19 protein-coding genes are annotated in these 13,731 nt (G+C 44.7%); 14 read left to right on the top strand and 5 right to left on the bottom strand.

What is annotated here, in order from left to right; all coding sequences use genetic code 11:
• Positions 1–100: 100 nt before the first annotated feature.
• From AUL54_RS04435 to AUL54_RS04420, 4 genes are all read left to right on the top strand, one after another.
• Positions 101–598, top strand: a complete 498-nt coding sequence (locus AUL54_RS04435) for a cupin domain-containing protein (protein ID WP_060963027.1) — start codon at positions 101–103, stop codon at positions 596–598.
• Between the two features lie 386 nt (positions 599–984).
• The gene (locus AUL54_RS04430) at positions 985–1,401 is read left to right on the top strand and encodes a helical membrane plugin domain-containing protein (RefSeq protein ID WP_016936474.1); all 417 of its coding nucleotides are present in this window, start codon (positions 985–987) and stop codon (positions 1,399–1,401) included.
• A gap of 39 nt (positions 1,402–1,440) precedes the next feature.
• On the top strand, positions 1,441–2,619 hold the full coding sequence (locus tag AUL54_RS04425) for an NAD(P)/FAD-dependent oxidoreductase (RefSeq protein ID WP_060963026.1): 1,179 nt from the start codon (positions 1,441–1,443) through the stop codon (positions 2,617–2,619).
• A 361-nt stretch (positions 2,620–2,980) separates the two neighbouring features.
• Positions 2,981–3,979: a LacI family DNA-binding transcriptional regulator gene (locus AUL54_RS04420; RefSeq protein ID WP_060963025.1), complete on the top strand. Its 999-nt coding sequence runs from the start codon at positions 2,981–2,983 to the stop codon at positions 3,977–3,979.
• 756 nt (positions 3,980–4,735) lie between these two features.
• Here AUL54_RS04420 and AUL54_RS04410 read toward each other — a convergent pair.
• Both AUL54_RS04410 and AUL54_RS04405 read right to left on the bottom strand, forming a co-directional pair.
• A complete protein-coding gene (locus AUL54_RS04410; RefSeq protein ID WP_047475431.1) occupies positions 4,736–5,500 on the bottom strand; it encodes a sulfite exporter TauE/SafE family protein in 765 nt (254 codons plus the stop codon).
• Between the two features lie 145 nt (positions 5,501–5,645).
• Positions 5,646–6,113 (bottom strand): DinB family protein, encoded by a 468-nt coding sequence (locus AUL54_RS04405; RefSeq protein WP_016936470.1) that lies wholly within the window; start codon positions 6,111–6,113, stop codon positions 5,646–5,648.
• A 206-nt stretch (positions 6,114–6,319) separates the two neighbouring features.
• Here AUL54_RS04405 and AUL54_RS04400 point away from each other — a divergent pair, with 206 nt between their 5' ends.
• The 3 genes from AUL54_RS04400 to AUL54_RS04395 all read left to right on the top strand — a co-directional run bounded on the left by AUL54_RS04400 (position 6,320) and on the right by AUL54_RS04395 (position 8,674).
• A complete protein-coding gene (locus AUL54_RS04400; RefSeq protein WP_095240872.1) occupies positions 6,320–7,453 on the top strand; it encodes a Rap family tetratricopeptide repeat protein in 1,134 nt (377 codons plus the stop codon).
• Positions 7,443–7,577 (top strand): PhrA family phosphatase inhibitor, encoded by a 135-nt coding sequence (locus AUL54_RS21085; protein WP_016936467.1) that lies wholly within the window; start codon positions 7,443–7,445, stop codon positions 7,575–7,577. The genes AUL54_RS04400 and AUL54_RS21085 overlap by 11 nt, the downstream gene beginning before the upstream one ends.
• A gap of 143 nt (positions 7,578–7,720) precedes the next feature.
• Positions 7,721–8,674 carry an N-acetylmuramoyl-L-alanine amidase gene (locus tag AUL54_RS04395; protein WP_060963023.1) on the top strand — a complete coding sequence of 318 codons (954 nt, stop codon included), beginning with the start codon at positions 7,721–7,723 and terminating at the stop codon, positions 8,672–8,674.
• Positions 8,675–8,710: 36 nt separating this feature from the next.
• On the opposite strand, the gene AUL54_RS04390 is transcribed toward AUL54_RS04395, so the two are convergent.
• Positions 8,711–9,088: a PH domain-containing protein gene (locus AUL54_RS04390; RefSeq protein ID WP_060963022.1), complete on the bottom strand. Its 378-nt coding sequence runs from the start codon at positions 9,086–9,088 to the stop codon at positions 8,711–8,713.
• A gap of 109 nt (positions 9,089–9,197) precedes the next feature.
• Here AUL54_RS04390 and AUL54_RS04385 point away from each other — a divergent pair, with 109 nt between their 5' ends.
• On the top strand, positions 9,198–9,803 hold the full coding sequence (locus tag AUL54_RS04385) for a poly-gamma-glutamate hydrolase family protein (RefSeq protein ID WP_060963021.1): 606 nt from the start codon (positions 9,198–9,200) through the stop codon (positions 9,801–9,803).
• A 140-nt stretch (positions 9,804–9,943) separates the two neighbouring features.
• Here the strand turns inward: AUL54_RS04385 and AUL54_RS04380 are convergent, their stop codons facing one another.
• Positions 9,944–10,534 (bottom strand): ImmA/IrrE family metallo-endopeptidase, encoded by a 591-nt coding sequence (locus tag AUL54_RS04380; protein ID WP_060963020.1) that lies wholly within the window; start codon positions 10,532–10,534, stop codon positions 9,944–9,946.
• A 147-nt stretch (positions 10,535–10,681) separates the two neighbouring features.
• Positions 10,682–11,020 (bottom strand): HTH-type transcriptional regulator Xre, encoded by a 339-nt coding sequence (gene xre, locus AUL54_RS04375; RefSeq protein WP_060963019.1) that lies wholly within the window; start codon positions 11,018–11,020, stop codon positions 10,682–10,684.
• Between the two features lie 190 nt (positions 11,021–11,210).
• Between xre and AUL54_RS04370 the strand changes: the two genes are divergently transcribed.
• The 6 genes from AUL54_RS04370 (at position 11,211) to AUL54_RS04350 (ending at position 13,706) form a co-directional block, all read left to right on the top strand.
• Positions 11,211–11,390 (top strand): hypothetical protein, encoded by a 180-nt coding sequence (locus tag AUL54_RS04370; protein WP_047475424.1) that lies wholly within the window; start codon positions 11,211–11,213, stop codon positions 11,388–11,390.
• The gene (locus tag AUL54_RS04365) at positions 11,380–12,207 is read left to right on the top strand and encodes a hypothetical protein (RefSeq protein WP_060963018.1); all 828 of its coding nucleotides are present in this window, start codon (positions 11,380–11,382) and stop codon (positions 12,205–12,207) included. Before AUL54_RS04370 ends, AUL54_RS04365 begins: the two co-directional genes overlap by 11 nt.
• Positions 12,107–12,907 (top strand): ATP-binding protein, encoded by an 801-nt coding sequence (locus AUL54_RS04360; protein ID WP_060963017.1) that lies wholly within the window; start codon positions 12,107–12,109, stop codon positions 12,905–12,907. Before AUL54_RS04365 ends, AUL54_RS04360 begins: the two co-directional genes overlap by 101 nt.
• Complete coding sequence (locus tag AUL54_RS21455) at positions 12,907–13,074, top strand: hypothetical protein (protein WP_095240868.1); 168 nt, start codon at positions 12,907–12,909, stop codon at positions 13,072–13,074. The genes AUL54_RS04360 and AUL54_RS21455 overlap by 1 nt, the downstream gene beginning before the upstream one ends.
• A gap of 97 nt (positions 13,075–13,171) precedes the next feature.
• On the top strand, positions 13,172–13,513 hold the full coding sequence (locus AUL54_RS04355; protein ID WP_060963016.1) for a hypothetical protein: 342 nt from the start codon (positions 13,172–13,174) through the stop codon (positions 13,511–13,513).
• Positions 13,503–13,706, top strand: coding sequence for an XtrA/YqaO family protein (locus tag AUL54_RS04350; protein WP_045925401.1), 204 nt, complete (start codon positions 13,503–13,505; stop codon positions 13,704–13,706). Before AUL54_RS04355 ends, AUL54_RS04350 begins: the two co-directional genes overlap by 11 nt.
• Positions 13,707–13,731 lie beyond the last annotated feature (25 nt).

The raw sequence follows: 13,731 nt of genomic DNA, 5'->3' as shown, positions 1-13,731 counted from the left end.
TATACTATACTATTCACCGGCAGGCTTCGCAATGGAATATGTGAAAATAGCGTTTTAACAACTGATGAATGGGAAACAGACATATACGGAGGTGAACACAATGCAGAAAGAGGATATTGAAGTTCTTTATTTTGAAGATGACGGCCGCATTCCGAATAACCCGAATCTCCCGCTTGTCATTTATAAAGCGGTATTTAATGAAGAAACGGTACAAAAAGCGGAGTCCGTCCTCCGCCGGCACGATTGGTCGAACAGCTGGAGGGGCGGAGTATTTCCGTATCACCATTTTCACAGCACCACCCACGAAGTTCTCGTCGCGGTAAAAGGAAACGCGGTTTTGAGGTTCGGCGGGGAACAAGGCGCAGACGCCGTTCTTCAAACTGGAGACGCAGCGGTCATTCCGGCCGGCACCGGACATAAAAAACTGTCGGCCAGTTCTGATTTTACCGTGATCGGGGCTTACCCGGGCGGCCGGCAGTACGATACAAAAACGGAGAAAAATGATAGAACTTCAGAAGAAATCAGCCGTGTCCCGCTCCCGGAATATGATCCCTTTACGGGAAAAACGGGCCCGCTTATAAAAATGTGGGAGAAATGACAGGGGAAAAGCGGATGGTCTGTAAAAAAATAGCCTAAAAGAAACGTTATGACACCCCCGCCATATAAATAATTTCATAAACGAAACAATTCACGTTCAAATTTTGTTCAAAAAGTGTTATTATATAAGAGTAATTCAAATTGGGGTTTTTTATGTTTGCTATTTTCAGAGAGGAAAAAGAAATTTTGACTTATTCAATTGTTTTTGTTGATATAAAAATAATACTGAATATGGCAAAGTGAAAAACTGGGTAGTAAACATTTATTTTTGTAACTGATTGTGCACGGATTCACAATCTTGCTTTTTCATGCTTTTCTGCATGAAAGGGGAAAGGCTACCCTTTCCAAAAAAATCAGCACACTGCTTATAGTAAAGGAGAATCGGATATGCCAGAAACAATCGATCAAACAAATGCATCTGTCAGCCAAGGCCAACGCGATCTTATTGATCAGCTGCTAAAACCTGAAGTTCAAGAATCACTGACTGTTTTAGTGGATCAGCTACCAAAACTGACTGAGTTAGTAAATATTTTAACGAAGTCTTATGATTTTGCACAGTCTGTAGCGACAGACGAAGTATTGAAGAGCGATACAGTGGGTGCGCTTACAGAAATTCTTGAGCCTGTGAAAGAAACAGCGAAAGATATTGCGGCTACTGCGATCGAAGCAAAAGACCGCGCGGATGCAAGCAATGACACGATCGGACTTTTCGGCCTGCTGCGCATGCTGAAAGATCCTCAAGCGCAAAAGCTGTTCCGTTTTGCTAACAGCTATCTTGAAATCATGAACGAAAAACAAAAATAATCTCAGATTCAAATTGATATAAAGGACGGAGGATATACGATGTCAAAACATATTGTCATTTTAGGCGCTGGTTACGGCGGAGTTCTTTCTGCTTTAACCGTTCGCAAACATTACAGTAAAGATGAAGCACGCGTAACCGTTGTGAACAAATACCCGACTCACCAAATTATTACGGAACTGCACCGCCTTGCAGCCGGCAACGTGTCTGAACAGGCTGTTGCTATGCCGCTTGAAAAACTTCTTAAAGGAAAAGACGTTGACATTAAAATCGCAGAAGTCAATTCTTTCTCAGTTGATAAAAAAGAAGTCGCCCTTTCTGACGGTTCTAAGCTGTCTTATGACGCGCTTGTTGTCGGACTTGGTTCAGTTACGGCTTATTTCGGCATTCCTGGACTCGAAGAAAACAGCATGGTGCTCAAATCTGCTGCGGATGCCAACAAAGTATACAAACACGTGGAAGACCGTGTGCGTGAATACTCTAAAACGAAAAACGAAGCTGATGCAACAATTCTTATCGGCGGCGGCGGCTTAACAGGCGTTGAGCTTGTCGGTGAGCTTGCTGACATCATGCCGAACCTTACGAAAAAATACGGTGTAGACCATAAAGAAATCAAACTGAAACTAGTTGAAGCAGGTCCGAAAATTCTTCCTGTTCTTCCTGATGATCTTATCGAACGCGCGACAAAAAGTCTTGAAAAACGCGGCGTAGAGTTCTTGACAGGTCTTCCTGTTACAAACGTGGAAGGAAACGTCATTGATCTGAAAGACGGTTCAAAAGTCGTTGCCAACACATTTGTATGGACAGGCGGCGTACAAGGCAACCCGTTAGTCGGCGAATCAGGTCTTGAAGTGAACCGCGGCCGCGCGACTGTTAATGATTTCTTACAATCTACTTCTCACGAAGATGTATTTGTTGTCGGAGACAGCGCAGTATACTTTGCGCCGGACGGCCGTCCATACCCGCCTACAGCGCAAATCGCATGGCAGATGGGTGAACTTGTCGGTTACAACCTGTTCGCTTACTTAGAAGGAAAAACGCTTGAAACATTCAAGCCTGTAAACTCTGGTACGCTTGCAAGTCTCGGACGTAAAGACGCGGTTGCCATCATCGGAGCGAACTCTACTCCGCTGAAAGGTCTTCCGGCATCTTTAATGAAAGAAGCAAGTAACGTACGTTATTTAACACATATCAAAGGATTATTCAGCCTGGCTTACTAATCCTTCAAATGACACTGCTGATTTTCTCGGCAGTGTTTTTTTATCTAAATGTTAACGTGCACAGTCAGCGCCGCGGCTGATGCGCTGAATTTCTGTCTTTCGTCATCAGTGTTTCTTTCAGGCATCAGGCTGATCAATACCGGCTATATCCCGAATACATCTCAGACGAAAGACACGTTTTAGGCTCCTTTTGCTGTGCGCCATGCTGTTATCGGTATGATGGATAAGCTGACAGACAGGCAGCATGCCGAGCCCGTTCAGGACTTACATCATGCAAAACCTCAACTTTAGTGATTTTATGGACTGTCCGTTAATGGTACAATAGAAATAAATGACAGTATACAGGGAGAAAGGAAAACAGATGGTAACCATAAAAGATATCGCAAAACTCGCCAACGTATCCCACACAACGGTATCCCGGGCACTGAACGGCAGCCCCTACATTAAAGAGCATACAAAACAGAAGATATTAAAGCTCGCTTCACAGCTGAATTACACACCGAATGTAAATGCAAAAAGCCTTGCCATGCAAAAGTCCCATACGATCGGACTGTTTTTTACAAGCATCACAAACGGAACTTCACACAGCTTTTTTTCCGATACCATCAGAGGAGTAAACCGCACAATCAGTGAGGAATACAATTTGTTCGTCCGCGCGATTGACGACTTGAAAAGCTTTGAAACCATTACGCCCATGAGATATGACGGAATCATCTTAATGAGCCAAAGCGACAGTGATAATTCCTTTATTTATCATATCCGTGAGAAAAACATCCCGCTCGTTGTGCTGAACCGGGACATTGATGACCGGAACATCACGAATATCCTGTCAAACGATAAAGAAGGCGCCAGACAGGCGGTCGACTGCCTGATCGCAAACGGACACAGAGATATCGCGATCATTGAGGGAAAAGAAGGATTCAGGTCAACTTCTCAGCGGAAAGAAGGATATTTGTCATCTTTAATTGATCATTCTATTCCGATTAAGCAAGAATACAGTGTAAAAGGCCGCTACGATATGGAGAGCGGCAGTCAGGCGATGGAAAAACTCTTGGCGCTTCAATCACCGCCTACCGCTGTTTTTTGTTCAAATGATGATATGGCGATCGGAGCGATGAACGCCATTTTCGCCAAAGGTCTGAACGTTCCCGAAGATATATCCGTCATTGGGTTTGATGACATCGGCATTTCACAGTACATGACGCCGAGGCTTTCGACCGTAAAACGCCCGGTTGAAAAAATCAGTATCCTCGGCGCCGAGAAGATTCTGGCGCTTATCGCTGATCCGAATACGGCGGCGGAAAAAATATATGAAAACACTGAGGTGATGATAAGAGATTCAATCAAAAAACTCACATAAACCGCCCGTCTGAATATCCGGGTTTTTTGTACGGAAAAATGTTAACGTGTGCATAAATGCAGCAGGAAGCGGACAGCTTGCGGCAGCTGCATTCAATATCCTGAAAAATTCCTTCAGTTCGGTGAAGGCAATTTCTTGCGGACTTTATCAGTCCGGCAGATCGATTTTTAAGTCCGGTGTGACGTTATAAGGGAAAAGGCGATCCGTGAAAGGGTTGCTTTTTTGTTTTTGAATTGGATTGTGAAAATGGGAAGTCCCGAAAATGCAGGCAGAAGAAAAATGTTACTGCATACTTGATTAAGTTATAATCATGGAATGACACTTTAAAGAGCAATCAATACGGAATGGTTTTTTAATAGAGACATTTTTTTCTGCTGCTATGAACCTCGTAACGTTTCATTTCTGGTAATGAAAATGTCCGGTCGCAATCGTCTTATCTTTTTCCCAGACTAATCGGCATATTTGAAAAAATAGAATGTAAATGGAGGATAATTTGACATGGAGCAGGTTATTTTTTTTGATTTCAATGCTCGCTTTAGGAGTTACACTGGTGACATTTTTCGGAATGATTTTGAATGACGGATTAAGAGGAGTATTAAACGTCTCAAGAAAACCCGTGAAATTTATGGCTGGATCATTTCTGGTATACATTGTTACGTTTGCTGTTTATATTTTAATAAGTGTAAGGTAATAATAGAGGTGCCTCGTTGGGGGTATTTTCCAAATAAAAAAGCGTTCCTGTAAAGGACGCTTTTTTTATATTAATTTTATTCCGCTGATCAAAATAATCGCCGCCATCACAAACTGCAGCGGGCGCGGAGAAAATTTCGGCGAAAAGAAGCTGCCGAGGAGCACACCCGGTACGGAGCCGAGCAGAAGATTCAATACGAGCAGATAATCGACGCTGCCGAAGCTTGCGTTTAACAGACCTGCGGCCGTTACGAGCAGAAAGGCATGTGCGATATCTGTTCCCACCACTTCTGCAGTTTTCATTCTGAACAGGTACAGCATAGCGATCGCGAATAATGAGCCGGACCCGATAGATGTCAAGCCGACGATGAAACCGAAAATGACGCCGATCAGTATCATAAGTGTCCGTTTTTCTTCAAGCGTTTTTTGCTGCCAGCGGTTCGGCCGCAGTTTTTTATCGAAAAAAAGGCGGGCGATAATGGAAATGGCGACAAGAGTCAGCACGTAGCCGAGCGCCTGTTTGATAATCTGCTCCTGATGCTGGTGAAAAGCGGGAAACAGGTGAAGAATGCCGATGGCGGCTGTTGCGCTGGGAATACTTCCGAGCGCCAAGTAGCCGACAAGTTTAAAATGAACGGTGCGCTGCTTCCAATGAGAAACGACACCGAACAGTTTGGTGATAGAGTTATATAAAAGGTCCGTGCCGACGGCAATTGACGGGTTGATTCCCAAAACGATCAGTAAAGGAGTCAAAAGCGCCGCTCCTCCCACACCCGTCAATCCGACCAGCGTTCCGACAATGAACCCCATAAACACAATGCTTACAGTCATCTGTGTGCCTCCTGAATAATCCTACTATTTTTATCAGATTATATATGATTAAGGGGCGATTATCAATTAAATTTTCGGAAAATTTTATACAGAACAAAAAAATCCGCCGGCCTGCTGTTATTTCGCAGACCGGCGGATGGCCGGATTATGATTTTTGCTGATAAAACGGAAGTTCCGTGTGGCCCATTTCTCTTACATACACGAAAAGATTGCCTTTATGATGAATTTCATGTTCCATGGCAAGCTGAAGGAGAGCGGAGCCGGTAATTTTTCTGCCGAAAGAGGCAGTCAGGTCAATTTCGCGGTTCAGCTGCTCTTCAGTCAGCTGTGACAGGATGTCTGTCGTTTTTTCAGTACATGCTTCCGCCAGTTTGACGAGGTCTGTTTCCGCTTCTTCTTTCGGCTTGTTCTGGATGGCTGATCCGTCTCCGTCCTTAATGACGTTTGCAAACATGAGAAAAGAATAAACGATGTGTTTTACAAGTTCCTGAGCGGACATTGATGTCTCTGCCGGCTTGTAATCGTAATGTTCGCGGCTGATTTTTTCCGCCAGCTCAATCGTCACGTTTCGATGTGACAGAAAGTGGCTGACCAATTGATTTTGTGCTGTCATGTGAAAACCCCCATTTGATCAAGAATTAAAATGATGCAAGGATATGCTATATCAACGGCACGGAAGAAACAAGCAATAAGCTCTTGATGAAGATAAATCGTTGCGGATTTCCGAAATTCGACAATTGCGGTCTTTTTGCGTTCTTCTTTTTCTAGCAAATATGATAAAATATGACATATCTCGGTCATTCCAAAAGGGGGGATTAATTGAGGATGAAGCAGACTATTCCGTCCTCTTTTGTCGGGCTCAAAATTAATGAATGGTATACCCATATCCGGCAGTTTCACGTCCTTGAGGCGGAGCGCGTCAAACGTGAAGTAGAGAGAGAGATCGAGGATATGGAAGAAGATCAGGATCTGCTGCTGTATTATTCATTAATGGAATTCAGACACCGCGTCATGCTGGATTACATTAAGCCCTTAAAGGAGGACCCTTCTCAGCCTGAGTTTTCAGAATTATTGGAAGACATTGAAGGCAGCCAGTATAAGCTGACAGGACTGCTTGATTACTATTTTAATTTTTTTCGAGGAATGTATGAATTTAAACAGAAGATGTTCCTAAACGCCATGATGTATTACAAACGGGCTGAAAAAAACCTTGCACTCGTTTCTGATGACATCGAGAAAGCTGAGTTTGCTTTTAAAATGGCCGAGATATTTTACAACCTGAAACAAACCTACGTCTCCATGAGTTATGCCGTACAAGCCCTTGAAACGTACCAATCGTATGAGACGTACAACGTCCGCAGAATCCAATGTGAATTCGTTATTGCAGGGAATTATGATGACATGCAGTATCCAGAAAGAGCATTGCCCCACTTAGAACTTGCTTTAGATCTTGCGAAACAAGAAGGCAATCCCCGTCTTATTAGTTCAGCCTTATATAATCTCGGAAACTGCTATGAAAAAATGGGAGACCTCTCTAAAGCAGCCGAATATTTTGAGACATCCGTTTCCATTTGCAAGTCAGAAAAGTTCGATAATCTTCCGCATTCTATTTACTCATTAACACAGGTCCTTTATAAACAGAACACCACTGCCGAAGCAGAGAAGCAATACCGCCTCGGGCTTAGTATCGCCCGCGAATACAATGATGAATTGTTTGTCAAGCTGTTTCAATTTTTACATGCGTTATACGGCAAGATGGATAACGCATGCGTCAGGCACACCTTTGAGTTTCTGGAGGAGCACATGCTGTATCCGTATGTTGAAGAATTGGCGCATGACGCAGCTAAATTTTACATGGAGCACGGACAGCCTGAAAAAGCGCTCACGTTTTATGAAAAAATGGTGCACGCCCAAAAACAAATCCAGAGAGGAGATTGTCTATATGAAATCTAAACTGTTGTCAGGATTGCTGCTTGTTGCTGTCGGGTTCAGCTTTACACAGGGAATCGGCCATGAAAGCCATTTGGAAAACCAAGCGGACGGCACATTTCATATTGCCGCGCGCAACCAAACATAAGTAAAGACCCTTCTTAGGAAGGGTCTTTTTTTTGCCTAAGCGCAAACATTCCACTTTTATCCGATTGCGGGGGTCTATATACTCAAGGCGTCTGTCCTACGAATGCCACCTATTTATGAAAAAGGCATAAGGAGAGATGAAGAGTGGGGATTGAAGTGAAAAAACGGCTCGTATCGGCTGATAAATATGCGTTAAAATGTCCGAACCCAATGACGCCGGAGTATATTACCATCCATAACACGGCAAACGACGCATCCGCCGCCAATGAAATCAGCTATATGACGGGGAACAGCGAATCAACGAGTTATCATTTTGCAGTCGATGACAAAGAAGTGATTCAGGGCATTCCGCTGGATCGGAATGCCTGGCATTCGGGAGACGGCACAAACGGCACCGGAAACCGGAAGTCGATTGCTATCGAAATCTGTTACAGCAAGTCAGGCGGCGAACGGTACAGAGCCGCAGAAGAACTGGCGATTGAGTTTGCCGCTCAGCTTCTGAAGGAGCGGGGATGGGGGATTGACAGAATCAGAAAGCACCAGGACTGGAACGGAAAGTACTGCCCGCACCGCATTTTGTCTGAAGGCCGCTGGGATGAAGTGAAGGCGAAAATTGAAAAGAAATTAAACGGCAGTATGCCGGCGAAAAAGGCCGCCGTTTCTTCTTCGGTATCTGAATACCATGTGAAAAAAGGCGACACCTTGTCGGAGATTGCCGCAACACACGGTGTCAGTGTAAAATCGCTGCAAAGTTTAAACCATATCACCGACCCGAATCTCATTACAGTCGGGCAGGTGATCAAGCTGTCTCAGACGGGATCTTCCTCGAAAAGTCAGGCTGCGTCTTCCTATCCGCTCCCGTCCGGAGTGATTAAAGTGACAAACCCGCTGACGAAAGGGACAAACGTGAAACAAGTGCAAAGCGCTTTATCCGCCCTTTATTTTTATCCTGATAAAGGCGCAAAACATCACGGGGCTGACGGCGTTTACGGCCCGAAAACGGCAAATGCCGTAAAACGTTTTCAATCCGTCAGCGGATTAACGGCAGACGGAATTTACGGCCCGAAAACGAAGGCAAAAATCGAGGAAAAGCTGTAATCAATAAAACGGAAGCTCCCCGGGCTTCCGTTTTTTTTACATACAAACTGCGGCAAGAGCCTTTTGAATATCATAAATGCTTTCATCTTTTTTAAACTGCTTTGAGACAGCGGGAATTTCCGCGCTGGAAATCCAAATTTTCAGCTCTGAATCTAAGTCAAAGCGGCCGGCGGTTTCTACGCTGAATATGGAAATGCTTTTGTACGGAATGGATTGAATCTCTGTTTTCTTACCCGTAAGTCCCTGTTTATCAACAAGAATAAGACGCTTATCCGTAAAGACAATGATATCGCGGACGAGTTTAAACGCGGCGTTGACATTCTCACCTTCCAGCAGAATACGGGCCAGTTCTTCTTTTGCTTCAGCCGTCGATATTGTCGACGCATTACCCAGCAATCCATTGATAAACCCCATGACATATCCCTCCTGATACGTATTCTTTCAAATCATACGATAAAAAGGTTTTCATTCCTAGATGAGTAGAGTAAACTGGTGCTGACTGAAAAAGGAGAGCATGTTAAACATGAAAGATCGATATGACAGCTTCGCAGCTCTTTGTGCTGCTGAATCGGAATACAGAATTATCTATGAAGAAAATGATGGAAGTGAACGTATCGTCCTCGCACCCCACGGCGGCAGAATTGAGCCCGGTGTCAGTGAACTGGTGCGGGCATTTTCTGACGAAAGCTCAATTTACTTATTTGAAGGCACAAAGCAGTGCGGCAACCGCTCCCTCCACTTGACAAGCACACGCTTTGATGAACCGCTGGCTTTAGAAAAAGTGACCGCTCATCATTATGCATTGGCTTTTCATGGGTACCATGATCGGGAAACGGCAAATACACTCGTCGGGGGCGCGGATCTGGAAAAAGCCAGACTGATTTGTGATCTGCTGCGTGAAGTGGGTTTTAGCGCCGAGCTGACGGACATGAACGACCGGCTGGCAGGTGTAAACCCCGGGAATATTGTGAATCGGACAAAAAGGAAAATGGGGCTGCAATTGGAAGTAAGCACGGCACAGAGAAATGCGCTGTTCAGCAATTTTGGCTGCCGGGGAGAAGAATACACGCCAACGGATCTGTTTTTTCGGTATGTAGATGCCGTCAAACTCGGTTTTTATGATAAATGAACAGGGTTCACAGGGTCTGTGGGGAGCAAGAAGTGCTTGGCTGGCAGCACGGTGAGAACAGCTTCATGATGCAAGAACCTTTCCTCCGATGTCAACATGATGACATTCTGCCGGCTGCGTTTTAAGCCGGCAGAGAATCGCTAATTTTCAATAAAATACGGCGATTGTTCTTCAGCGGCATGCAAGTGTGTCTGCCTGCCTTCGTAATACACATTCGGCCGCTTGTCGGATAGCAGACAAGTGAGCCGCTTCTGAAATTGAATACCTGCTTTACGCCGTTCAAACAGCTCAAGCCTTTTTTCCGCAAATGACGCCGTCACCCGGAAAGCGGCTGCGATTAAAATGACGGCGTGGTTCCTCCGCTGGGGAAGCTCCATGTTTAACAGCATAAAGGTCGGTACACAGAAGTGGTACATAAAATGGTTGGCCTGGAATTCCTGCAGTTCCCTGAACAGCTTGTTCATGTAAAAGTGGTTCCCGGTATGCTTCAGCACATGGCACAGTTCGTGTGCAAAATCCTCCCATTGTTCCTCGGGTGACTTTCTTTGGTTCAGGACGATGCTGTACATGCCGTCCCGCTTCAGCATCATGCTGTGCGTATCTTCAAAATGAATCCAAATGTCAAGCTCCTTGGCAATCGTTTGCATATCAATATGGAGGGGGGCGGTCATTCCCATGCGGCAATATAAGTTTTTGACGTATTCCTCAAGATGTGTTAAAAAATCGCCCAATTGAATACACCCTTTCGAACATATGTTCTTTTTTAAGCGAGAAAGAAAAGCCCTGATCGGACTTTGAATCAATTCCCTTTTCTTTCAAAAATAAACATTCAGATATTATATCGGCTGAACGTTAAGCATTTTAAAGAAAAGAGCGAATTATTTATGTTTCGGCTTGCGGTTTTTCTCTTTTTCTTTTAAATAATTAATGAATTCAATGGCCTGCTGTTTGCTTTCCGGTGAAAAGTCCTGCATGTCCCGATATGCGATCTGCAGGTCGGGATCGGCAAACATGTCTTCATCTGAAGGTTCTTTTCCGGTTAACAAATAATCCGTCGACACTTTGAAATAATCCGCAAGCTTTTGCAGCGTTTCATAATCGGGTTCAGATCGGCCGTTTTCATAATGAGAATATCTGGCGCGCGAGACACCGATATGATTTGCGACTTCTTCCTGCGTTTTTTTTCCTCTGAGACTTTTCAATCTTCCGCCTATCATCCGAACGACCTCTCTTTTTTCAACACCCTAAGTTACTTATCATTATAGATACAAAATGTATCAAAATAAAGAGATGATAAAAAAAGTATCAAAAAGGTCTTGATGATACGAAAAGTATCGTTTATAATCAACATCACAGGGATACAAAATGTATCGAAAAGTGATAAGAAATTGATCAGGAGGGTGAGAGATGCATCCGATTATCATCCGTTTCAGCAGCAATCCGGCTGACCAAAGAAGTTTAGGAAAAGCAGGCGGGTCGATATCTTTTACCGCTTGCGGACTTCCGGTGTTCCGATTTGATAACCGATTGCAGTATGAACACTATATAAGTTTGAAGAAAAACGGAGATGTCCGTTATGAATCGTAAAAGCTACCCGTTTTTTATCTATTCCGGATTATTGAATTCTGAACATTATGACAAAATAGGTTCCGCTTTATGGCTGTTTTTATGGCTCATCAGTTCAACGACAAAGGAACACGTAAAAGACGGCGTCAAGTGGGGGCTCGTCCTCGGACATAAGCCAATAAAAGCCAGAGAAATGGCCGATATATTCGCAGTCAGTGAAAAAACCGTCAGGCGGTGGCTCGAGAGCTTGGAACAGCATGAGTATATCAAAACCGTCCGCGCGCCTTACGGACTTATCATGTCCGTAAAACACTCGAAAAGATTTTCGCAAAAAGGGACATTGACCCGCCCGGAAGCAACTGACCGGACAATATCGGCAGATCACCGGGACAAAAATGTCCGGAGAGAAATAGATATAACAAAAAATCATACTGCTGAAGAAGCGATTAACGACATTGCCGCCCATTTTATCAGATTAAGGTCTGCACAGGAGGGGCGGAGTGTTTACCCGTCGCCAAGAGATTATCAGGCCATCGCCCGTATTGTTTCCCTCGGCGCGTCAGCACAAGAAGCAATCAAATGGCTCGGCGAATGCTTTACCGCTTTTGAACAGCGGCGCACCTCTTCAGCTGAAACGATCAAGGCTTTCAGCTATTGCGCTAAGTTTATGGAAGACCGCTTGAATGCACGAATTGCGGGAAGGACAATCACAACAAAAAAAGAGAGGAATACGATACATGACAAAACGAACGATCGAGCAGATACTGGCCGACCTGAAAAACGGAAAACGTCCATTACTGGCGGACAGACCGGAAGAATCAGACGAAAGCCGCTTTGACTGTCCGCTCTGTAAAGATCAGGGCGGTTATCTCGAAAAACAGCTCGGCATGGATGTGTGGGTTAAGTGCCGCTGCGCCGCAGAACGAAAAGCAGAGCGCATCCTCAGCGCAAGTGAGATTACAGGCGCTTTTCGGAAGCTGGATTTCAAAGGATTTATTACGCAGGGCAAGCCTCAGGCGATCGTTGACGCATATGAATGCGCCCTTGAATTTGCTGACAACTTCGACAAGATTAAAAACTGCCGGAAAAACAGCATTGCCTTATTAGGGCGTCCGGGATCGGGGAAAACCCACCTTCTGACTGCTCTCAGCAATCATGTCATGAGACAGAAGCAGACACCGGTGCTGTATTTTCCTTTTGTGGAGGGATTTACAGATTTAAAAAATGATTTTGATCTGCTCGATACAAAACTGACCCGTATGAAACGGGCGGATGTGCTTTTTATTGACGACCTGTTCAAACCGCTGCACGGAAAACCTCGGGCGACCGATTGGCAGATTGAACAAATGTACGCCGTCGTGAATTACCGCTATTTAAATCATAAACCGCTTCTTATCTCGAGTGAGCTGGCGTGTGACGAGCTGGTGCAGGTTGATGAAGCATTGGGCACAAGAATATATGAGATGTGCAGCGATTATTTAGTCATCATTAATGGAAACCCATACGAAGTCAACCACAGATTAGAGGGGGCGAGATAATGTGTAAACTGTGCGGGCCAAAGAGGGTCGTTGTGACGGAAACAAGTTTCGGCGCTGTCTTTCACCCTTGCCCGAACTGCAAAACAGGAACTGATTTAACGCCGGTCATTAAACGTCTTGAGCGAATGGTTCAAGACGCAAAAGCGAGGCTTGATGCACGTGTATAAATATATCAAATGGCTTTTTTGCCTGCTGTTCAGGGCGAAACGGATCGAAAAGCAAATTGAAGCATGGCATGAGGCTGATGGAAAGTGAGGATAAACATTGCAAGTAAACAACAGCCCCGCTCCATGGCGGGCCGTACACAGCGGAGAAGAAAAACCCATTTACATTTATTCTGCTTACAGCGAAGCGGAAAAAGAGAAATTTCCTTATTCAAACGGAAGGCTTATCGCGGCCGTTTTCAACTTAAGTTCATACTCACAGCGGATCAACGCGGCAATGATGGCGAAAGCCCCGGAACTTTTTGAGGCGGCCGAAACGGCTCTCCGCCTGCTCCGGGGAGAAAGTGCTGAAGAAAAAGAAGCGTTCATAAATGAGCTCGAAAGCCTCATACATGAAGTGAATATCCTGAAAAAGACGGAGGACGTAAAACATGAATCCTAAAAAACTGTCAGACATTGAACATACAACATTAAAAAGCCAGCTGGAAGAAGGCAAGGTGCGGGTGATTATTGTAGACGGGCTGAAGAATGAAGCCTGGCTCGCCGAGGCGCCGGAGCACGGCAAAACGCTTGTCGAAACGAGAAAAGGCGACCTGGCCCGTGTCGAATATGAAATCGGCTTTAAATTGAATTAATCGAGAAAACAAAATACGTCCAAGA

This window comes from Bacillus sp. SDLI1 (genome assembly GCF_001553895.1).
Lineage (GTDB): Bacteria > Bacillota > Bacilli > Bacillales > Bacillaceae > Bacillus > Bacillus siamensis.
The sequence above is the reverse complement of the archived record's forward strand: the minus strand, read 5'-3'. Positions and strand labels throughout refer to the sequence as shown.